Source organism: Xenorhabdus yunnanensis, assembly GCF_028598805.1.
Classification (GTDB): Bacteria; Pseudomonadota; Gammaproteobacteria; order Enterobacterales; family Enterobacteriaceae; genus Xenorhabdus; species Xenorhabdus yunnanensis.
In genome coordinates this window covers 1-21,984 of record NZ_JAQRFI010000025.1, presented here as the reverse complement: position 1 = coordinate 21,984, position 21,984 = coordinate 1, and the positions used below count along the sequence as shown (strand labels likewise).

Genomic DNA, 21,984 nt, shown 5'->3' with positions numbered 1-21,984 from the left:
ATTTTTATATCCAATCTATTTCGAGTCTGGCTTGGAAGATGACGGGCATAGGCAATTTGGCGAGTGAATTGACTTAATTCATAGCAGGTATGTATTTTATGGTGAATAAAAGGCTAAGTGACAAGGGGAATGCGATGAACAATATTGAATTGGAGCATGTGCTCAATACGGAATTGAGAGTCCGTGAATTTCAAGACTATGCCCCCAATGGATTACAGGTGGAAGGTCGTTCCCATGTTCAGCGGGTGGTTACTGGCGTGACAGCTTGTCAGGCATTATTGGATGAAGCCATTCGCCTTGAAGCGGATGCTGTCATCGTCCATCATGGATATTTTTGGAAGAATGAATCTCCTGTTATCCGTGGCATGAAACGCCGTCGTTTGCAAACACTACTCTGCAATGATATCAACCTGTATGGCTATCATCTCCCGTTAGATGCCCATCCCGCTTTGGGCAACAATGTCCAATTGGCACGTCAGATGGGTGTGAAGGTTATAGGTGAAATTGATACTCTTCTTCCTCATGGTGCTTTTGATCAGCCTATTACGCCAGCAGAATTGACTGAACGCCTTGAAAAAAATCTGGAGAGAAAAGTTTTGTATTGTGGCGATAATGCGCCCGAAGAAATCCGCACACTGGCATGGTGTACAGGCGGCGGCCAAAGCTTTATTGAACAGGCGGCTGAATTTGGTGTTGATGCCTTTGTGACGGGAGAAGTATCAGAAAAGACTATCCATGTTGCCCGTGAAATGGGACTGCATTTTTTTGCGGCAGGGCATCATGCAACTGAGCGCTATGGTATCAAAGCGCTTGGCGAATGGCTGGTGAATAATTATGGGTTGGATGTGACTTTCATCGATATTCCTAATCCGGCTTAATCTATATAGCCCCCAGATTTTATTTCCATTTTGGGCGCTGGGGGCTTTTTATCTTTGTTTAAAAAGGGATGTTTGAACAAGGGACAAAACAATCATGCTGATCCCACAAAAAATCAGTACACAACCCAATGCTTGACTCCAGCCTGCCAATGCCAAACCAAGGCCCAGTAGTAAATAGTAAAACAATCCTAGTAAAGCACCAGCAGTGCCCAATCGCTCTGAATAGTTGGTTAATGCAGAAGCCAGAATATTCGGAATAGCCAGTCCATAAGCGATGACGATCCCCAACATTGGAAAAATAAAGAACCAGCTATTTTCGAGCAGGTATACACCGCTTCCACTCAGTAGGCTAATCAATGAAGCGAGTGTGACTAATTTGGCAGATATCCATTGTTGTTTTAATAGGTATTTGTTTAATAAAGAGCCTAGCCCAGCCCCGAAAGTCATTAACAAGCCAGTATAACCAAATGTTTCCTGTGATATTCCCAATTGTTCAAAACGGAATGGTGCTAATTGGTAGTAACTGAACAAACAAATATTGAAAAATGCGATTAAAAACGCATTTCGCCAAATTGAGATATCTTTGAGCATCATTATTGCAGTGCTGAATAAAGACACTTTTGTCACGTTAATTGGTCGAGTTTCTGGTAGCCGAGCGATAGACCAACCAGTCAGGATAATCGCCAAAATGGTTAGCCCGGAAAAGACTGCTTTATAGCCAGAAAAATAGTTTAATGTTGAGCCGCTAAGCATACCAATGGCAGGGCTGGCAGCTAAGGCAATACCCATGATAGAAAAGACGCACGCCAATTCTTCTCCACGATAAGTATCACGCATAATAGTTTGTGTACCGACAGAGCCAACTGCTGCGCCGAAAGCAGACAACATTCTGGCAACGAGTAGTAACCAGAATTGTTGTGTCAACAATGCCAGCAGGGAAGCGAGGCCATAGAGTGACAGGCCGGCAATGATAGTCGGACGTCTGCCAATCACATCACACATGCACCCCCAGACGACAACACCGAGGGCAAAAGCAAAGAAGTAGAGTGATAATGTTTGAGCGGCTTGCTCTGAGCTAACCGAAAATCCATCGGCGATATTGGTTAATGCAGGACTATAGATGGTTTCTACGATTTGCGGAAACATCATCAAGGCAATGGCGAGCCAAAGTGATGGTTTAGTTTGCATGATTTTTTCTTCTGATAAATAAGTGAGTAATGGCTCGAAAGGTTAGCATTCTGATTGCTGTCTTTTTATGATAATAAAGACAAATTATTTATTTAATCAGACATTGAATTAGGGGGAGTAACATGGCGTGGCTGCAACAAAGTGATCATTTTGATCCTGATAGTTTGAATGATAGCTTGAATGTGCCAGTGGTAGGGATCGCAGCAGAGATGGGACAACACGATTCAGGTTTTCATCAGCATGATATGGGACAATTGTTATTTACCAAACGGGGCTGTATCAAGATTACATTGGCAAATCAGCTCTCTATTCTGCCGCCAACCAGAATGGCATGGATACCTCCGAAAACACAGCATCGGGCAGAAATGCGTGGCTCGGTAGGCTACCGCTCTATTTATTTTGATACTCATTATTTGAACGCTCACTATCCGAATGTTTCTGGAATAGCGTTAATTTCGACACAAAGTGAAGTGTTGGAAGCCACGCCACTGTTGCAGGCGCTTTTGGAGCGTATAGCTATATCTTCTTTCGACTCTGATTGGTATCAGGGAAAAGGGAAAAATTTGTTGGCAGTCTTTTTTGATGAAATCCGTGAGGCACGTAGGGAACCGACTTTATTACAGTTGCCGTCTGATCGGCGTTTAGCACGTTTATCATTTGAGCAATTGCCGCCATCGTTGAACGTATTAGCAACTTATATTGGCGCCAGCGAGAAAACGATTACCCGGATATTTCAGCGTGAAACAGGAATGAATTACCAACAATGGCGACAGCAATGGCGATTGGTAAAGGCAATAGAGTTGCTGGCACAGAACAAAACTTTGTCCTATGTTGCACAGGAACTCGGTTTTGCCAATGATAGTGCGTTTGTGACGTTTTTCCGCAAAGCTATGGGGAGGCCGCCAAGGGAATATATGGCGGGTTCAGAGAGATAAAGGCATTTGTGCGTACTCCATCAAGGTAAATACATCGCTATCGCTTGAATTCCTACTGCTTGTATATTCTTTTCGTTATTAAAACTAGTTTTAAAACAATTAGTTGATATCGAACCATAAAAAACTACACCCCTGATATCAGGGTAAAACTGATATGAGAGGTGCAGAAATACACATATTCAGAATATGAATAGTGTGATTGGAGTGACTAAATTATTTTTTTAACTGGCTCTTGAAGTCACGTTTACTGTGGCCAGTGTAAAGCTGGCGCGGACGTGCGATCTTCAAGCCTTCATCGTGCATTTCATTCCAGTGTGCAATCCAGCCAATAGTACGGGCAATGGCGAAAATCACGGTGAACATGGACGATGGAATACCCATGGCTTTCAGGATAATGCCAGAATAGAAATCGACGTTTGGATACAGTTTTTTCTCAATGAAGTATGGGTCGTTCAGGGCAATGCGTTCTAATTCCATCGCCACTTCCAGCAGACTGTCATTCAGGCCAAGTTCATTCAGAACTTCATGGCAGGTTTCACGCATCACGGTTGCGCGCGGATCGTAATTTTTGTAAACGCGATGACCAAAGCCCATCAGACGGAAAGAATCATTTTTGTCTTTGGCGCGAGCGATGAATTCGGGAATGTGTTCGACAGTTTGGATCTCTTCCAGCATCCGCAAGCAGGCTTCATTTGCTCCACCATGTGCTGGTCCCCACAGGGATGCAATACCCGCAGCAATACAGGCGAATGGGTTGGCACCAGAAGAACCCGCAGTGCGTACCGTTGAGGTTGAAGCATTTTGTTCATGATCCGCATGCAGAATGAAAATGCGATCCATGGCGCGTTCTAATACTGGATTAACCTTATATTCCTCACACGGTGTTGAGAACATCATGTGCAGGAAGTTGGCTGCATAAGACAGATCGTTGCGTGGATAAACAAAAGGCTGACCAAGGGAATATTTGTAACACATTGCTGCAACAGTCGGCATTTTGGACAGTAGGCGATAAGCAGTGATTTCACGATGGCGAGGATTATGGACATCCAGAGCATCATGATAGAAGGCAGCCAATGCGCCCGTAACACCACAAAGTACAGCCATTGGATGGGAATCACGGCGGAAACCATGGAACAGACGCGTGATCTGTTCGTGGATCATAGTGTGGCGAGTCACCGTTATTTTGAATTTTTCATATTCTTGGGATGTTGGTGGTTCGCTGTATAGCAGAATGTAACAGACTTCCAGATAGGTTGATTCCGTTGCAAGCTGATCGATGGGAAAACCACGGTGTAGCAAAATGCCTTCATCGCCATCAATATAGGTGATTTTCGACTCACAGGAAGCTGTAGAAGTAAAGCCAGGATCGTAGGTATAGAAGCCTTTTGAGCCGAGGGTACGAACGTCAATCACTTCAGAACCTAGGGTCGGCGTTAGTACGTCTAGTTCGATAGCAGCTGAACCATTTATGTTCAACGTAGCCTTTTTATCAGCCATTTACATCTCCTTAGCGCTTATTTTTATAACCCCTAACAACCAGATAGGCGCAATTTATACTGTGCCGAAGGCATTGTGCTACCGGAGAGAATTTAAAATCAGGCTGGTATCACATTTAACGCTGAAATCTCATTACGGATGACAATGGTTTTCAGGTTGTTAAAAAGTTTTTGGGAATTATGTTTGAAGTATTATTGACATAAAATGTTAACATTTTGTGCTTATATGACACTCCCACATAACTTTTATTTTTCGTGAAGATTAATTCTTCATCATACAATGACGCCAAATAATATATAACGACATATATGTAAGATAAATGTTTAATCTTTGTCAAACAACATAATAGTTTTTATGATAAATGTTTGAAGCGTGATCTTTCTCACTGTTCAAGCTAAATGTTAACAATCATATTGTGTGGGAATTGTAATAACAATGTGAAGTACTTATACTTCCGTGAGGTCTCCGGATTACCCTGATGTAGGAGCACCCAGCGTGACCAAATCACAACTTTTGATGAACAGTAAGGATTGTTGAGTTAATTATGTTGTGTCTTTGTATCCTCTTAGCGCTGTCTGATTCCCGCCCAGGACCGGAGGATGGAAAATAAAAAAAAGCTTTGTGGGCAAAATTGTGAAAAAACAAAGACCTGTCAACCTTGATCTGCGGACGATTAATCAACCCGTCTCCGCGATAGCATCGATCTTGCACCGTATCTCAGGCGTCATCACCTTCATCGCAGTCGGTATTCTGCTGTGGTTGTTGGGTATGTCACTGTCTTCGCAGGAGGGCTTTCTACAAGCATCTGAAATCATGACTGGCTTCTTCGCCAAATTTATCCTGTGGGGGATATTGACGGCATTGGCTTACCATATCTGTGGAGGCATACGCCATGTGTTGATGGATTTTGGTTTCTTGGAAGAAAATCTCGCTACCGGTAATGCATCTGCCAAAGTGGCAATAGTAATCGCGGTTATTCTGTCTATTCTGGCTGGGGTATTATTATGGTAAGCAACGCATCCGCATTGGGTCGTACGGGTATTCAGGACTGGCTGTTGTTACGTGCATCTGCAATTATTATTGTTTTGTACGTCCTTTACCTCGTCGGTTTTGTCGCAACAACGTCGGATATTACCTATGAAGTCTGGCGTGGTTTCTTCTCTTCATCCCTCACTAAAGTATTCACTGTGTTGACTCTGCTTTCCATCCTGGTTCATGCGTGGATTGGCATGTGGCAGGTACTGACAGATTATGTCAAACCGTTTGCACCGCGTTTGGTTCTGCAACTGGTGATTATTGTAGCGTTGTTAACTTATTTGATTTACGGAACATTTGTTGTGTGGGGTGCATAATGAAACTGCCAGTAAGAGAGTTTGACGCTGTTGTTATTGGTGCTGGTGGCGCAGGTATGCGTGCTGCACTGCAAATTTCACAAATGGGTTTATCCTGTGCCTTGATTTCTAAGGTGTTCCCGACTCGTTCCCATACTGTTTCAGCGCAGGGTGGAATCACTGTTGCTCTGGGTAATACCCATGAAGATAACTGGGAATGGCACATGTATGATACGGTGAAAGGCTCCGATTATATTGGTGACCAAGATGCCATTGAGTATATGTGTAAAACTGGCCCAGAAGCAATTTTAGAATTGGAGCACATGGGTTTACCATTCTCCCGTCTGGAAAATGGCCGCATTTATCAACGTCCATTTGGTGGGCAGTCCAAAAATTTTGGTGGTGAGCAGGCCGCTCGTACTGCTGCCGCTGCTGACCGAACTGGTCACGCTCTATTACATACTCTGTATCAGCAGAATTTGAAAAACCACACGACAATCTTCTCTGAGTGGTATTCGTTGGATCTGGTTAAGAATCAGGATGGCGCGACAGTTGGTTGTACCGCTATTTGCATTGAAACCGGTGAAGTCGTTTATTTCAAAGCTAAGGCAACTATCCTGGCAACCGGTGGCGCCGGCCGAATCTTCCAATCCACAACTAATGCGCATATCAATACTGGTGATGGTGTGGGCATGGCATTGCGTGCAGGTGTTCCTGTTCAGGATATGGAAATGTGGCAATTCCACCCAACCGGCATTGCCGGAGCGGGTGTTCTGGTCACAGAAGGTTGCCGTGGTGAAGGTGGTTACCTGTTGAATAAAGATGGTGAGCGTTTCATGGAGCGTTATGCACCAAATGCCAAAGACCTTGCCGGCCGTGATGTGGTCGCACGTTCTATGATGATTGAGATCCGTGAAGGTCGTGGCTGTGAAGGCCCATGGGGTCCTCACGTCAAATTGAAACTGGATCATCTTGGCAAAGATGTATTGGAATCCCGCCTACCGGGCATTCTTGAATTATCCCGTACTTTCGCTCACGCAGATCCTGTGAAAGAGCCGATTCCTGTTATTCCAACTTGTCACTATATGATGGGGGGAATTCCAACTAAGATCACCGGTCAGGCATTGACATTAAATGAAAAAGGTGAAGATGTAGTGATTCCTGGCCTGTTTGCTGTGGGTGAAATTGCTTGTGTATCTGTTCACGGTGCAAACCGTCTGGGTGGTAACTCACTGCTTGATCTGGTGGTATTTGGTCGTTCCGCAGGCCTGCATCTGAAAGAGTGCCTGATGGAACAGGGTACTAGCCGTGATGCCAGCGAATCTGATGTTGATGCAGCACTTCAACGTCTGGATCGTTGGAATAATACCCGTTCAGGTGAAGATCCGGTTGAAATCCGCAAAGCCCTGCAATCTTGTATGCAGCATAATTTCTCGGTATTCCGTGAAGGTGATGCGATGGCAAAAGGATTGGAAGAGCTGAAAGTGATCCGCGAACGTTTGAAAAATGCTCGTCTGGATGATACTTCATCAGAATTCAATACCCAGCGCATCGAATGCCTGGAGTTGGATAATCTGATGGAAACGGCCTATTCGACTGCAGTTTCTGCGAATTTCCGCACAGAAAGTCGTGGTGCTCACAGCCGCTTTGATTACCCAGAACGTGATGATGCTAATTGGCTGTGCCATAGCCTGTATTTACCGCAAACTGAGAGTATGACCCGCCGTGAAGTGAATATGCAGCCAACGCTGCGTGAAGCTTTCCCGCCGAAAGTGCGTTCTTACTAATTGCGTTGCTGATGTTCCAGTTGCGGAGAAATAGATTATGAAACTTGAATTTTCGATTTATCGTTATAATCCAGATGTAGATGATGCACCCCGTATGCAGGATTACACACTGGAAGCACAGGAAGGGCGCGACATGATGTTGCTGGATGCGCTCATCCAGCTAAAAGAGCAAGATCCAACCCTGTCATTCCGTCGTTCTTGTCGTGAGGGGGTTTGTGGCTCTGATGGCGTGAATATGAATGGTAAAAACGGTTTGGCATGCGTGATGCCAGTTTCTGCGTTGCGTCGTGGCAATAAGAAAATTGTTATTCGTCCATTGCCTGGCCTGCCAGTGATTCGTGATCTGGTTGTCGATATGGGGCAGTTCTACGCGCAATATGAGAAAATTCGTCCTTATCTGATTAATGACAATAAAAATCCCCCCGCGCGTGAACACCTGCAATCACCGGAACAGCGAGAAAAACTGGACGGATTGTATGAATGTATCTTATGTGCCTGTTGTTCAACGTCCTGTCCATCATTCTGGTGGAATCCGGATAAATTTATTGGTCCAGCCGGTCTTTTGTCAGCATACCGTTTCCTGATTGACAGCCGTGATACTGAAATAACTTCACGATTGGATAACCTGAATGATGCGTTCAGTGTTTTCCGCTGCCATGGGATTATGAATTGCGTCAGTGTATGTCCTAAAGGGTTGAATCCGACAAAAGCGATTGGTCATATTAAGTCTATGTTATTGAAACATAGCGCATAGTAAAGAGATGCTTCGTGCATAAATAACACATAAATAGTGCATATAATGTTGCCCTCCACAATTTTGAAATAAATATCAAATCGGTGGAGGGCATAAAGAATGAAAAATGATAAATTGCCTACTGCTAAAGACGCGACATGTTTCCAAATAAAGGAATCTTTAAAAACTGGTATTCAGTTTTTAAAGGTTCCTTGAAGGGTAGGAAAACCCAAAAAAGAACATGCAATAAGCACGTCCAAATGAACCTTTTATCAACACCGCTAATTAAGCGGTATTTGTTAACCACGGCGAAAACTAAAGCTTTTAAAGCTTAAGGGATCACAATGCAGAACGGCGCAATGAAGGACTGGCTGGACTCAAGCTTTCTGGCTGGTGCAAACCAGTCTTACATAGAGCAAATCTATGAAGACTATATAACCGATCCTAATTCCGTTGATGCAAGTTGGAGAGAAATTTTCCAACAATTACCGGAAGCAGGATTTAGCGGGGAACAACTTCACTCACAGACACGCGATTATTTCCGTCGTCTGGCAAAAGATGCTACGCGTTACCACACTTCAGTCAGCGATCCAGCAATGGATGCAAAACAAGTTAAAGTTTTGCAGCTCATCAATGCATTCCGCTTCCGCGGACACCAAGATGCAAACCTTGATCCATTGGGATTATGGAAACAGGAACCTGTACCAGATCTCGATCCTGCTTTCCATAATTTAACAAAAGCGGATTTTGAAGAAACGTTTAATGTGGGTTCTTTTGCCATTGGTAAAGAGACAATGAAATTGGCGGATCTATATGACGCACTGAAAAGCATTTATTGCGGTTCAATTGGTGCGGAATATATGCATATCACCAATACAGAAGAAAAACGTTGGATTCAGCAACGTCTGGAGTCTGTGACGGTTGGTTTACAATTTAATGCAGAAGAAAAGCGTCGTTTCCTGAAAGAATTAACATCAGCGGAAGGTTTGGAACGCTATTTAGGTGCTAAGTTCCCGGGGGCGAAACGTTTCTCCCTCGAAGGTGGCGATGCACTTATCCTTATGTTAAAAGAATTGATCCGCCACGCAGGTAAACAAGATACCCGCGAAGTTGTGTTGGGAATGGCTCACCGTGGCCGCCTCAACGTTCTGGTCAATCTCTTGGGTAAAAAACCTGTTGATTTATTCGACGAATTTGCAGGTAAACATAAAGAGCATCTGGGTACAGGTGACGTAAAATACCATCAAGGTTTTTCTTCTGATTTTGAGACCGAAGGTGGTTTGGTGCATTTGGCACTGGCCTTTAACCCGTCTCACCTTGAGATTGTCAGCCCTGTTGTTATCGGTTCTGTACGTGCTCGCCGTGATCGCCTTGATGAAGGTCGTAGTAACATGGTTCTGCCTGTCACCATCCATGGTGATGCTGCAGTAATAGGGCAAGGGATTGTTCAGGAAACGCTGAACATGTCTCAGGCTCGCGGTTATGAAGTCGGCGGTACTGTTCGTATCGTAGTTAACAACCAGATTGGTTTCACCACTTCTAACCCGAAAGATTCTCGTTCAACACAATATTGTACTGATATTGTGAAAATGGTTCAGGCACCGATTTTCCACGTTAACGCGGATGATCCGGAAGCTGTTGCATTTGTTACTCGTCTGGCTCTTGACTTCCGTAATACCTTTAAACGTGACGTAATGATCGATCTGGTTTGTTACCGTCGCCATGGTCATAACGAAGCTGATGAACCAAGTGCAACTCAGCCTCTGATGTACCAGCAAATCAAGAAACAACCAACTGCACGTAAAATCTATGCAGATAAACTGATAGCAGAAGGCTTGCTGGCTGCCAATGATGTTACTGAGATAGTAAATCTGTATCGTGACGCATTGGATCACGGTGAGTGTGTTGTTGATGAATGGCGTCCAATGGGGCTGCATTCATTCACATGGGAACCCTACCTGAATCACGAATGGGATGAAGAATATCCGCATCAAGTGGATATGAAACGTCTGCAAGATCTGGGCAAACGCATCAGTACTATTCCTGCCGAAGTAGAAATGCACTCACGTGTTGCGAAAATCTACGGCGACCGTGCTGAAATGGCTAATGGCAATAAATTTTTTGACTGGGGTGGTGCGGAAACACTGGCTTACGCGACTCTGGTTGACGAAGGTATTCCTGTGCGCCTCTCTGGTGAAGATGCGGGTCGTGGTACTTTCTTCCATCGTCATGCGGTTATTCATAACCAAACCAACGCTTCTGTTTATGTACCTTTGGCAAATGTTCACAATAGTCAAGGTGTATTCAAGGTATGGGACTCTGTACTTTCAGAAGAAGCTGTACTGGCATTTGAATACGGTTATGCAACAACTGAACCTCGTGCCCTGACGATTTGGGAAGCGCAATTTGGTGACTTCGCCAACGTGGCTCAGGTGGTGATTGACCAATTCATCAGCTCTGGCGAACAGAAATGGGGCCGTATGTGTGGCCTGGTTATGTTGTTGCCACATGGTTATGAAGGGCAAGGTCCTGAGCACTCATCGGCACGTCTGGAGCGTTATCTGCAACTGTGTGCTGAACAAAACATGCAGGTCTGCGTGCCATCGACTCCGGCTCAGGTTTATCACATGCTGCGTCGTCAGGCTCTGCGTGGTATGCGCCGTCCGCTCATCGTTATGTCTCCTAAATCATTGCTGCGTCATCCATTGGCAGTATCTAATCTGGATGAATTGGCGAACGGCAAATTCGAGCCAGTGATTGGTGAGATTGACGCTTTGGATCCAAAAGGTGTTAAGCGCGTTGTACTTTGTTCCGGTAAAGTTTATTACGATCTGCTGGAAAAGCGTCGTAAGAATGAACAGACTGATGTCGCTATCGTGCGTATTGAACAGCTGTATCCATTCCCACGTCAGCATTTGCAAGCTCAGGTTGAGCAGTATGCTCATGTTCATGACTTTGTCTGGTGTCAGGAAGAGCCACTGAACCAAGGGGCTTGGTATTGCAGTCAACATAATTTCCGTGAAGCAATCCCATTTGGAGCTTCTTTACGTTATGCAGGTCGTCCAGCATCTGCTTCCCCGGCTGTGGGATATACGTCTGTTCACCAGCAGCAACAGCAAGCACTGGTTAATGACGCACTGAACGTTGAATAAATAAGGATAGAAAATGAGTAGCGTAGAAATTCTGGTTCCAGACCTTCCTGAATCTGTTGCAGATGCCACTGTTGCCACATGGCATAAAAAACCAGGTGACACCATAGAGCGTGATGAAGTACTGGTTGAAATTGAAACCGACAAAGTTGTTCTGGAAGTACCTGCAAGTGAAGCGGGTGTCTTAGAAGCTATTTTGGAAGAAGAGGGCGCAACTGTACTGTCCAGACAACTGCTGGGTCGTATTCGTCTGGGTAACAGCACTGGTATTCCTGCTGACGTAAAAGAAAAAACAGAGGCAACACCAGCACAACGTCAGACTGCGTCTTTGGAAGAAGAAAGCAACGATGCATTAAGTCCAGCGGTTCGTCGTCTGATTGCAGAACATGATTTAGATCCTGCTGCAATTAAAGGCAGTGGTGTTGGTGGCCGTATTGTTCGTGAAGATGTAGAAAAATATATCGCTACGAATAAAAAAGAGAGTGGTAAACCTGCTGCGTCTGCTGAACAGTCATCCTTATTGCCACATCGTAGTGAAAAACGCGTCCCAATGACGCGTCTGCGCAAACGTGTTGCAGAACGTCTGCTTGAAGCGAAAAACAATACTGCGATGTTGACGACTTTCAATGAAGTCAACATGAAGCCAATTCAGGAGTTGCGCAAACAGTATGGCGATGTATTTGAGAAACGTCATGGTATGCGTCTGGGTTTCATGTCTTTCTATGTGAAAGCAGTTGTTGAAGCATTGAAACGCTACCCAGAAGTGAACGCTTCTATTGACGGCACTGATGTGGTTTACCACAACTATTTTGATATCAGTATTGCTGTATCTACACCTCGTGGTCTGGTTACACCAGTATTGCGTGATGCAGATGCATTGAGCATGGCTGACATTGAGAAAAACATCAAAGAGCTGGCTATCAAAGGCCGTGACGGCAAACTGACTGTTGAAGAACTCACTGGCGGTAATTTTACTATTACTAATGGCGGTGTTTTCGGCTCCCTGATGTCCACCCCGATCATTAACCCACCACAAAGCGCGATCCTTGGTATGCATGCCATTAAAGATCGTCCAATGGCAGTCAATGGTCAGGTTGAGATCCTCCCAATGATGTATCTGGCGTTGTCCTATGACCACCGTCTGATTGACGGTCGTGAGTCAGTCGGCTTTCTGGTGACCATCAAAGAAATGCTGGAAGATCCAACACGTTTGTTGCTGGATGTATAGCATCACTATCGGCGGAGGGTGTTAACTCCGCCAAGTCTGAAGTAGTACGATGTTGATGTAAAAATGTATATGCAGGCCAGCCCTTTGGGCTGGTCATATCCAGAGCAACGAATATATACCCGATAGATTTCGAGTTTTATCGCGGCGGCAAGTAAATGAATACAGCCAACAAAGAGACAATTCGAAAGATAGAAGGGGATAGAAGGTAATTTACCTTTCTTAGATCAAATTATGGATAGAACATCATGAATTTACACGAGTATCAGGCAAAACAACTTTTTGCACGGTATGGTTTACCAGCACCAGCTGGCTATGCTTGTACCACTCCGCGCGAAGCAGAAGAAGCAGCATCCAAGATTGGTTCAGGCCCTTGGGTCGTTAAATGTCAGGTTCATGCAGGTGGTCGCGGTAAGGCTGGTGGCGTGAAAGTCGTCAACAGCAAGGAAGATATCCGTGCTTTTGCTGAACAATGGCTGGGTAAACGACTGGTAACTTACCAGACAGATGCACAGGGACAACCTGTTCATCAGATTTTGGTGGAAGGAGCAACCGATATTGCCAAGGAGCTGTATCTCGGTGCTGTTGTTGACCGCGGTACACGTCGTGTAGTGTTCATGGCCTCTACTGAAGGTGGTGTCGAAATAGAAAAAGTGGCGGAAGAAACGCCCGAGCTGATTCATAAAGCAATTATCGACCCACTGTCTGGCCCTATGCCGTATCAAGGCCGTGAATTGGCGTTCAAACTCGGTTTGACTGGTAAGCAAGTTGGTCAATTCACCAAAATTTTCTTAGGATTGGCAAAATTGTTTTTAGAGCGTGATTTGGCAATGGTCGAAATCAACCCTCTGGTGATCACAACTCAAGGTGATCTGGTTTGTTTGGATGGAAAATTAGGCGCTGATGGTAATGCGATGTTCCGTCAGGCCGAAATGCGTGAAATGCACGATCCTTCACAGGAAGATCCACGTGAAGCCCAGGCTGCACAATGGGAGCTGAACTATGTTGCGCTGGATGGCAACATTGGTTGTATGGTGAATGGTGCAGGTCTGGCAATGGGAACTATGGACATTGTCAAACTGCACGGTGGTGCACCGGCAAACTTCCTTGATGTAGGTGGTGGTGCAACAAAAGAACGTGTTACTGAAGCATTTAAAATCATCTTGTCAGATGAAAATGTCAAAGCTGTTTTGGTCAATATCTTTGGTGGTATCGTCCGCTGTGACTTGATTGCTGACGGCATTATTGGTGCGGTGGAAGAAGTTGGAGTTAATGTACCAGTAGTCGTTCGTCTGGAAGGCAACAATGCTGAACTGGGCGCTAAAAAACTGGCAGACAGTGGTTTGAACATCATTGCAGCTACCAGTTTGACAGACGCAGCTAAACAGGCAGTAGCAGCAGCGGGGAATAAATAATGTCTATTTTAATTGATAAAAACACCAAAGTGATTTGTCAGGGTTTTACTGGCAGCCAAGGTACTTTTCACTCCGAACAGGCGATTGCCTACGGTACTCAAATGGTTGGCGGCGTAACACCGGGTAAAGGTGGTACTGAACATTTGGGGCTACCTGTATTCAATACCGTACGTGAAGCGGTTGAAGCAACTGGCGCGACTGCTTCTGTTATCTACGTTCCGGCACCATTCTGTAAAGATTCCATTCTGGAAGCGATTGAAGCAGGCATTAAACTGATCATCACTATTACGGAAGGCATCCCGACACTCGATATGCTGACAGTTAAGGTAAAACTGGATCAAGCGGGTGTTCGTATGATTGGTCCTAACTGTCCGGGAGTCATTACACCTGACGAATGTAAGATTGGCATCATGCCTGGCCACATTCACAAATCCGGTAAAGTGGGCATTGTCTCCCGTTCAGGTACATTGACTTATGAAGCCGTTAAACAGACCACTGATGCTGGATTAGGGCAATCTACCTGTGTTGGTATCGGTGGTGACCCGATCCCAGGTTCAAACTTTATTGATATTCTGAAACTGTTCCAAGAAGATCCACAGACAGAAGCAATTGTCATGATTGGTGAAATTGGTGGTACAGCTGAAGAAGAAGCTGCTGCTTACATCAAAGAACATGTGACTAAACCTGTTGTTGCTTATATTGCAGGTGTGACTGCACCTAAAGGTAAGCGCATGGGTCATGCTGGAGCGATTATTGCGGGTGGTAAAGGTACAGCAGATGAGAAATTTGCTGCACTGGAAGCTGCAGGTGTGAAGACTGTTCGTAGTCTTGCCGATATTGGCGATGCTGTAAAAGCGTTATTGGCATAAGAAGCCCAAAATAAACTATTTTTATAGAAAAGGCTGCCTTAGGGTGGCCTTTTATTTTTTATTTATAATATTAACAGTAGGTTAGTTCATTTATAAGATGGAGTGCTTTTCAATTTAATTGAACTGGATTTTAGATAAATCTATTTATTTGATTAATTAACCTCAGCTTCGTTTAAAAATAGCGATATCATTATCCCGTAGATTCAAGCTCGGCTTTTTAGGTTGGAATGTATAAGCAATAAGGCCGGCAGCAACTTCCAATAAAACGCCGAGCTGACTGCGATGCCTTGAATGCTCTATCTGAGAAATATTCTTGAGCTGATCGACGACTGTTTCTATCAAAAACCGCCGCCTTAACATCAATCGATCCCAGAGAGATAATGCCTTGGCTTTCATGTTACTCCGGACATTCGTGAGTAACGTGATACCTTCTGCTTCCAATTCATCACACAAAGCCTGGGATAAATACCCCTTATCACCATACAAACATCCTGTTAATCCTTTTGTCAGCGCTTTGACTGGCTGACGATCATCCTTGTTTCCTGCGGTTAGTTTCACGGCTAACAATTCGCCGCAATCATTGATAACCAGATGAAGTTTAAAACCATAAAACCAGCCTGTACTTGTTTTTCCTCGTTGTGCCATTCCCTCAAATACCCGATGACGGGGAATACGAAGGTTATGACAAACGGCAATTTTGGTGGAATCAATAAAAGCGATCCCTTGGGTTGTCACCTTATGTGACGAAAGAAAAGCGCATAAAGGAATAAGCGCCCTTTTCTTCAGGGTAAGCATGCGGGTATAGCTGACTAATCCGGGAAAGTCGGCGATAAGATATTGTTTTACATGTTTATTATAAAAAGTTTTAAAATCACGGTAATGGCTCATATGGAATAAAATGAGGATCATCATGACTTCGCTGAGAGAAAGGGACGCTTCGCGGTGTCGTTTACGTAATCCGTTTTCAATGAGTTGTTGATGCCAGAGAGGGATAAATTTTTGGCAAAAATCATCGACGCAGCAGTAAAGTTCTTCTAAATTAACCATGCCTGAGGATCTCCACGATTTTGTTTTCTTTAGCAAAAACTTTGATCGTGCCTCAGGCACTTTAGTTCCCTTCTTAAGCGAAGCTCAGGTTAACTATTTTACAGAAGCTGTCGCAGCATAAGTGCCTCACAGATTTTATGCTCTTAGTTTGACTCGTATTAATCTGAATCGGGGCTGGAAAAGTGCTTGCCAAAAATTTTTTTTATCCTTTTTACTGCCCTTCTGAACGGAGTAAAATACGTATTTTTCAATCCTGAGTAATTTTCATATTTCTCTCCCGTTATACCAAATGCTAAATCTGCTTTAGCTGGAGGAAACATTTGAGTACCAAATAACTTGTCCCAGAAAGAAAAAATGAAACCGAAATTCATGTCATGATGTTGTATGTCACTACTGTGATGCAATTGGTGGTATGCAGGGCTGACGAATATATTCCGTATAAATTTAGGATATCTTAGGTAAACCATAGAATGTTGTAAATTTAGTCCGAGCATCAGGAGCAGAAACATAAAAAAATTCTGACCTGCAAATACTATATAGGCATGTTTGGCAGCAAAAAAATATCCAACTATCCCTGAGTAAATTCCGGTAAACACGCTGACCAGAAGTATAAAACAGGACTGATTAACCGGATGCGAACGATAGGCTGTTAGGGGAGTAAGATGCTCAGCGATGTGATGAATTTTATGAAACTCCCAGAGAACTAGAATTTTATGTGACAAATAATGTTCAAAAAAAACTGCAAAATCAAAAACAACAAGTGCCCCCAAGGTCAGCAGCAGGCTGATAACCACGCCTGGGACATAATGCTGTGTTGGCAGGCCAGTAGAAGCCAACAGATCCATAATCTGATTTCGGAAAAAAAATGTTGCACCGAGGATACTGGAATAAATAAAGCCAAGGATAATCTTATCAAAAAAATATAGTTTTAAGTCGTCAATAGATGATTGTGATGTAAAGTTATGCATCAAGATAACTTCACGTCCAGATTTAACAGGGTTCCATGTTTTTCTTTTCCACGAAAAAAATATCACAGCAATAAGAAAAGCAATTAAAAGATAACCAATAAAAAGCCCGTGATTTGGGGAAAAAAAGACCGTCAAACGAGACCATAGAGGGATAATAACCTTGTGATAAAATGTACTTTCCGTTATATGATCAGTGAACATATGAACCTACCCGTAACAAATTATGACACAACAAATGGTGTTAATATTTCTTTAATTTTTACCATCATTTTAGCGCAGCTAAGAGCCTGCACCTGATGTTGGTATAACTTATCGAGATCATATCTATTAATATGATTATGGAAGTTTTTTAGCATTGCCGTATGTTGTAATCTGGAAAAGCTGACCATAATATCTTCATAATCGACCAATGGCTTTAGCCCCCAAGAGTGTCGAATCACTGTAGATGGAAGTATTTTCCCATATACAAATGAACCACAGTAAGGCATCACAAAATCCCTGAGAGTTAACTCTCCTTTATCTCCAGATATAATACATTGCTGCCGGACAACGGTTCCACGGTACGACGAGGCAAGGGAAAAAGAGATTCCGCAATGGGTGAATCCGGTAGTATTGAACTCTATGATTGCATTGCAATTATTCTGTATCATAAAACCACTTGCATGACTGATCAAAGAATCTGGGACTAGGGTCGAAAGCAACCTCAACGGATACCAGCCAATATCACCTAATGCACCATCGGGTTCTAAATCAGGGGAAAACTTTATTTGTCCATTGTTCTGGTCAGGCCAGAAAAAGCTGGCGTCAATCCTGACCAAATTTCCCACACAAGTGTCCATCATTTCTCGGAGCATGGCATAACATTCATTATGAATAAAATGAGTGGCATCCATCCATACAAGATTTTCTTCTTTTGCTCTAGTAACAAAAGAACTGAAGATACTGCATGATGGAAGTGGTTTTTCAATCAGAACAGGTTTTGCAAATCTGAGGCAAAGTTCAATATAATGCATTTTTTCTGAGGTTGGCGTGGCAATATAAACAGCCTGAAGTTCTGGATCAGAAAAGAATGGGATGGCATCTGTATAAAGTTTATTATTATCAATATGATGTACTTTACCGAATTGTCTGGCTGTTTCTTTCTTACGTGAAAGGATGGAATGAGCAGTAAAGCCGGACTCCTGACACACTCCCGCCATAATGCCGGCCATAAGGCCCGTTCCGATAATGCCCAATTTAATCATAATAACACCTGTAATCAAGATGCTGGCTTACTTTTACTGTGAAAGTGGTGTTCTGGGGAATTATTACCTCACTTCCTGAAACTACGGATATTATTGTCTCTTTATAGGAAAAAATTGCTTCACCTTCAGATATTTCGAAACGTTCAGTTTCTTCAGCAACCCAACGGTATTCACCTATGGCCATAAATCCGAAGGTTAATCGACCTTTATCTCCTTTAAAATTTCGCAGCAATACTTTTCCGTCAAAAAATATACAGGTATTTTCATAATAGAGTGTTTCAGACATGAGTTGCTCCAAGTTGAACTATATAATCGTCGTCTATAGATAGGTTATCTTTAAATGGTGATGTGATGACTTCAGGAACAGGATCAAAACCCAAATGTTTTCTTTTATCAAACTTTAGATTTCTGTCTCTTGTGTAACATAGTATGAGTTGGAGGCGGTTATTATACGGGCATGGTTCACGCCAGTGTTCAAATTTTTTACCATCAAGGATGAGAATGTCTGTCGCATCCATATCTACCCGATTTCCTTCAATATAAATACCCCAGCCACTTTCCTCTGCTTTATGAATACCAAGAGAAATAATATAATCAACGGAATTTCTATCTTTGTGGCGAGGAAGTCGGTAATTTTTTTTATAATTCCAAAGAAAAGAATAGCTGGGATAAACAGGCTCTCCAATTGTCTTCGATACAAAATCACAATAATAGCTCAGCATGGCTTCAAAATAGGGAAGTGCATAGTACATATGTGCTTCCATAGAGTCAGTATTACCCTTCAGAAGTCCGCAATTGGCAGAGATTGCCAAATAGCAATACAGAATATCTATTTCGCGCTCAGACATTGCATTTTTAACGACCATCATTCCGTTAAACATTTTTCTCCCTCATGATTTTATTTATAAAACTATCATGTCGATTGTAGATCCGGTTTTCTATTTCATCAGAAGGTATACCACTCATATCAGAAAGCCAGTTGATACCTTCTTTGTTAACATGCATAATTCGCTTGAAAGTGGTAAGATGATTCCTAATCATTTCCATTTTTTCCGGGGAGCGTTCGATTAGCTGACGAAAATAATTAATACCTAGTTGAACATGCCTCGCTTCATCCTGCATAGCACCTTTATAAATCTGACCAATGAGACTCTGCTCACTGAATGCATGAACAAAAATATTGAACTGTTCCAGTGCCCCATTCTCAAGGAAAACATGGCTCAGAAATATCTCATTAAAAGTCTTTAGCTCCGCAAAGTGCTCGATATAGATGTCTCTTGTCTTGGACAAATCTTTAATTTTTCCGTTGGCTAGAATGGCATATTTAGCAAATAATTCAGAATGACGGGCTTCGTCATTAACTGCTTGAGCAAGCCCTATTTTTAGAGAAAAATCATTGGATTGTAATAACAGCTCTGCCGCATTTTCCATTCCAAGTATTTCTACATGGGCTGACAGACTGGCGACAGTAACAGCAGTATCGCGCAAACGTTCGGGGATTAGATCATTGGCAGCCAATTTCCAGTTTAATTCACAGTCCCAAGTCTGCCGTGGCTTTCCTATCTAATAAAGGGCATAATGTTTATCGTTCAAAAAATTAATTTCACTGAGTTTATATGAGTTATACATATCTATGCTTCCTTTTATTATTTTTTTTGTTGAATAAGATGAAATAAACTAAGGTAATACCGAGAATAATACTGGTTATACGGAAAGTCGTGTCTATGCCATAATAATTGGCAATAAAACCTCCGGTAATCGGCATAATTATTGCAACTACAGCGGACAACATCTGAATTATACCTGTTGCTTTTCCTACGTTTTCGTAACCCACCATATTTCTGACACCATAACGTATGGCAAAAAAAGTAATTCCCGATGATATCCCTACTAGCACTATGGCCGCATAAAAAACTAAAATAGAAGTGGTATTTGAAGATAAAAAACCAAAGCAAGTAAACGCTGAAACATTAATAAAAATGGAGAAAAGTAGAACTGATTTTGCTATTATTTTCTTGATCAGAAATGAAGCCAGTTTAGTTCCTGCAAAACCACCAAGCCCCATTAAAGAAATGATAACACCAATACTGTTTTCATTCTGCCCTATCGCTTTAAAGAAAATTCCCAGCATATCATTACTGAGATAAAAGGCTAAATTCGAAATCGTATATGCGGTAACAAGAATACTCAATTCTTGCTTTTTCAGTATCATTTCTAAAAATGAATATGATTCTGGCTGTTTGGTAATCTGAGGAATTTCTGAGCAGTGATATTGTGTTTGATCAAAAAATACACTTAGTGCTGCCAGCAAATTTAAGATGATGGAAAGTCCGACGACAAACCATATTCCCCAAAGACCATATGTGCCGATGACAAGCAATGGAATAATAATCCTACTGAAATTAATTAAATATCCATAGATTTCATAAAATTGACTAGTTTCTTTATCATCCTTATTCAGTTTTGTATTTGAAATATTAATCCCACACCTAGCCGTAGTTTTAATGAAAGCTGCGGCATAAAGTACGAAAATGCTACTCCCTAAGCCGATGGATGGCATTACACAGATATTAACTGCAAACAACAATATTCTGAATTGTCGAATTTCATATCTATCAAAAACCTCCCCAAATAAATAACCAGAAAAGAGGAAAGGTAAAGCAAAACATGCCCCAAGAATACCTAACTGAAGAGGTTCGGCATGCAATAAATAAATAGCAATAATATTAAATATTGCATAGTCCAGATATGTGTCAAGTTCATTAGCACCTATGCTAATATATTTTATCATTTTGGGGTTTCCATTATTTAAATGGTTGGACAGGTATAAGTGTATTTTACACCTGTCCGAATGTAACTAATTAAACGGCCAGTGGTTGATAATCCATAATAGCCTCCCTCCCAGTCAGAAGTTGTAAGATTATTGTTTACTTGCAAGGTAAGTTACAATATAGGCAGCTCATACTAAAAATACAAGTGGTGATAATCGTTTTTTTTTAAATTTCTCATGTGTTGTCTGATTATTTAATATGTGTGATTGTTGAGAATTAATTAATATTGCATCATGAAAATACAAAAAAAATCATATTAAAATATAAATAAATGAACATCATAACATATTGTATAATATGTTATGCATTCACTTATATATTTTATATTTTTATTTATTATTTAAATAAACCTTCATAATAATGCATGCATCTTTTGATACCAGGATGAGAGCATGAATACTAGTAAAATGAGCTAAGTGATTGAAAGTGACTTTTTAACACAGACAGATATCTTTATTTTTTGCACAAAATAAAGATATTCTTGCTAATAAAGATTATTTATTCAGAGTAAAAAATGCTCATGCTCATGCTCATGCTCATGCTCATGCTCATGCTCTTACCCTGCTTTTGATGGTTATGTATTAAATAGTTAGATCTCTTATTAAAAATAGTTCTCACGCTCAATGAAAGTACCAATCACTTTATCGTGCATTTCCTCTGATTTAGAATACCCTATCGTTTTTCGATTCAGTCTTTTTATCCGGGTTCGATGCGTTAAATTGTTTCTTTCTAAACGTTGGGTGAATGTCTTTCCAGTAAGGTGTTCTTCTTCTGGGAGGCTGTCATACACAGCATAATCATCCGTACAATAAAACCGAATATTAAAGGGCGATAAAAGGGCAAGCAGTTTGTCTAATGTTTTCCGGCTGCGATCCCCAAAAACATGC

The 21,984-nt window shown here is 42.3% G+C and carries 20 protein-coding genes; 10 read left to right on the top strand and 10 right to left on the bottom strand.

Going from position 1 to position 21,984, the window contains the following annotated elements; genetic code table 11:
* The first annotated feature begins 134 nt into the window (after positions 1–134).
* A complete protein-coding gene (locus PSI23_RS11885) occupies positions 135–878 on the top strand; it encodes a type 2 GTP cyclohydrolase I (RefSeq protein WP_273555295.1) in 744 nt (247 codons plus the stop codon).
* Between the two features lie 48 nt (positions 879–926).
* On the opposite strand, the gene PSI23_RS11880 is transcribed toward PSI23_RS11885, so the two are convergent.
* Positions 927–2,066, bottom strand: coding sequence for an MFS transporter (locus tag PSI23_RS11880; RefSeq protein ID WP_273555294.1), 1,140 nt, complete (start codon positions 2,064–2,066; stop codon positions 927–929).
* 122 nt (positions 2,067–2,188) lie between these two features.
* On the opposite strand from PSI23_RS11880, the gene PSI23_RS11875 reads away from it, so the two are divergent.
* The gene (locus tag PSI23_RS11875) at positions 2,189–3,001 is read left to right on the top strand and encodes an AraC family transcriptional regulator (protein WP_273555293.1); all 813 of its coding nucleotides are present in this window, start codon (positions 2,189–2,191) and stop codon (positions 2,999–3,001) included.
* A 213-nt stretch (positions 3,002–3,214) separates the two neighbouring features.
* On the opposite strand, the gene PSI23_RS11870 is transcribed toward PSI23_RS11875, so the two are convergent.
* A complete protein-coding gene (locus PSI23_RS11870; RefSeq protein WP_273555292.1) occupies positions 3,215–4,498 on the bottom strand; it encodes a citrate synthase in 1,284 nt (427 codons plus the stop codon).
* Positions 4,499–5,119: 621 nt separating this feature from the next.
* Here PSI23_RS11870 and sdhC point away from each other — a divergent pair.
* The 8 genes from sdhC (at position 5,120) to sucD (ending at position 15,007) form a co-directional block, all read left to right on the top strand.
* Entirely contained in the window at positions 5,120–5,509 is a 390-nt protein-coding gene (gene sdhC, locus PSI23_RS11865; RefSeq protein WP_273555291.1) for a succinate dehydrogenase cytochrome b556 subunit, read from the top strand.
* Positions 5,503–5,850 carry a succinate dehydrogenase membrane anchor subunit gene (sdhD, locus tag PSI23_RS11860; protein WP_273555290.1) on the top strand — a complete coding sequence of 116 codons (348 nt, stop codon included), beginning with the start codon at positions 5,503–5,505 and terminating at the stop codon, positions 5,848–5,850. Before sdhC ends, sdhD begins: the two co-directional genes overlap by 7 nt.
* Positions 5,850–7,616 carry a succinate dehydrogenase flavoprotein subunit gene (gene sdhA / locus PSI23_RS11855; RefSeq protein ID WP_273555289.1) on the top strand — a complete coding sequence of 589 codons (1,767 nt, stop codon included), beginning with the start codon at positions 5,850–5,852 and terminating at the stop codon, positions 7,614–7,616. Before sdhD ends, sdhA begins: the two co-directional genes overlap by 1 nt.
* Before the next feature lie 37 nt (positions 7,617–7,653).
* Complete coding sequence (locus PSI23_RS11850) at positions 7,654–8,370, top strand: succinate dehydrogenase iron-sulfur subunit (protein ID WP_273555288.1); 717 nt, start codon at positions 7,654–7,656, stop codon at positions 8,368–8,370.
* A gap of 323 nt (positions 8,371–8,693) precedes the next feature.
* Positions 8,694–11,501 (top strand): 2-oxoglutarate dehydrogenase E1 component, encoded by a 2,808-nt coding sequence (sucA, locus tag PSI23_RS11845; protein WP_273555287.1) that lies wholly within the window; start codon positions 8,694–8,696, stop codon positions 11,499–11,501.
* 13 nt (positions 11,502–11,514) lie between these two features.
* Positions 11,515–12,726, top strand: coding sequence for a 2-oxoglutarate dehydrogenase complex dihydrolipoyllysine-residue succinyltransferase (gene odhB, locus PSI23_RS11840; RefSeq protein ID WP_273555286.1), 1,212 nt, complete (start codon positions 11,515–11,517; stop codon positions 12,724–12,726).
* 245 nt (positions 12,727–12,971) lie between these two features.
* On the top strand, positions 12,972–14,138 hold the full coding sequence (gene sucC / locus PSI23_RS11835) for an ADP-forming succinate--CoA ligase subunit beta (protein WP_273555285.1): 1,167 nt from the start codon (positions 12,972–12,974) through the stop codon (positions 14,136–14,138).
* Positions 14,138–15,007, top strand: coding sequence for a succinate--CoA ligase subunit alpha (gene sucD / locus PSI23_RS11830; protein WP_273555284.1), 870 nt, complete (start codon positions 14,138–14,140; stop codon positions 15,005–15,007). The genes sucC and sucD overlap by 1 nt, the downstream gene beginning before the upstream one ends.
* A 162-nt stretch (positions 15,008–15,169) precedes the next feature.
* On the opposite strand, the gene PSI23_RS11825 is transcribed toward sucD, so the two are convergent.
* The 8 genes from PSI23_RS11825 to PSI23_RS11790 form a co-directional block, all read right to left on the bottom strand.
* Complete coding sequence (locus tag PSI23_RS11825) at positions 15,170–16,054, bottom strand: IS982 family transposase (protein ID WP_273555283.1); 885 nt, start codon at positions 16,052–16,054, stop codon at positions 15,170–15,172.
* A 158-nt stretch (positions 16,055–16,212) separates the two neighbouring features.
* Positions 16,213–17,223, bottom strand: coding sequence for a sterol desaturase family protein (locus PSI23_RS11820; protein WP_273555282.1), 1,011 nt, complete (start codon positions 17,221–17,223; stop codon positions 16,213–16,215).
* Between the two features lie 20 nt (positions 17,224–17,243).
* On the bottom strand, positions 17,244–18,266 hold the full coding sequence (locus PSI23_RS11815) for a Gfo/Idh/MocA family protein (RefSeq protein ID WP_273555281.1): 1,023 nt from the start codon (positions 18,264–18,266) through the stop codon (positions 17,244–17,246).
* A complete protein-coding gene (locus tag PSI23_RS11810) occupies positions 18,259–18,552 on the bottom strand; it encodes a pyrimidine/purine nucleoside phosphorylase (RefSeq protein WP_273555280.1) in 294 nt (97 codons plus the stop codon). Before PSI23_RS11810 ends, PSI23_RS11815 begins: the two co-directional genes overlap by 8 nt.
* Positions 18,545–19,147 carry a hypothetical protein gene (locus PSI23_RS11805; protein ID WP_273555279.1) on the bottom strand — a complete coding sequence of 201 codons (603 nt, stop codon included), beginning with the start codon at positions 19,145–19,147 and terminating at the stop codon, positions 18,545–18,547. The genes PSI23_RS11810 and PSI23_RS11805 overlap by 8 nt, the downstream gene beginning before the upstream one ends.
* On the bottom strand, positions 19,140–19,697 hold the full coding sequence (locus tag PSI23_RS11800) for a ferritin-like domain-containing protein (RefSeq protein WP_273555278.1): 558 nt from the start codon (positions 19,695–19,697) through the stop codon (positions 19,140–19,142). The genes PSI23_RS11805 and PSI23_RS11800 overlap by 8 nt, the downstream gene beginning before the upstream one ends.
* Positions 19,698–19,887: 190 nt before the next feature.
* Positions 19,888–21,057 carry an MFS transporter gene (locus PSI23_RS11795; protein ID WP_273555277.1) on the bottom strand — a complete coding sequence of 390 codons (1,170 nt, stop codon included), beginning with the start codon at positions 21,055–21,057 and terminating at the stop codon, positions 19,888–19,890.
* A 641-nt stretch (positions 21,058–21,698) separates the two neighbouring features.
* A partial coding sequence (locus tag PSI23_RS11790) for an IS1 family transposase (protein WP_273555276.1) occupies positions 21,699–21,984 on the bottom strand: 286 nt, incomplete at its 5' end.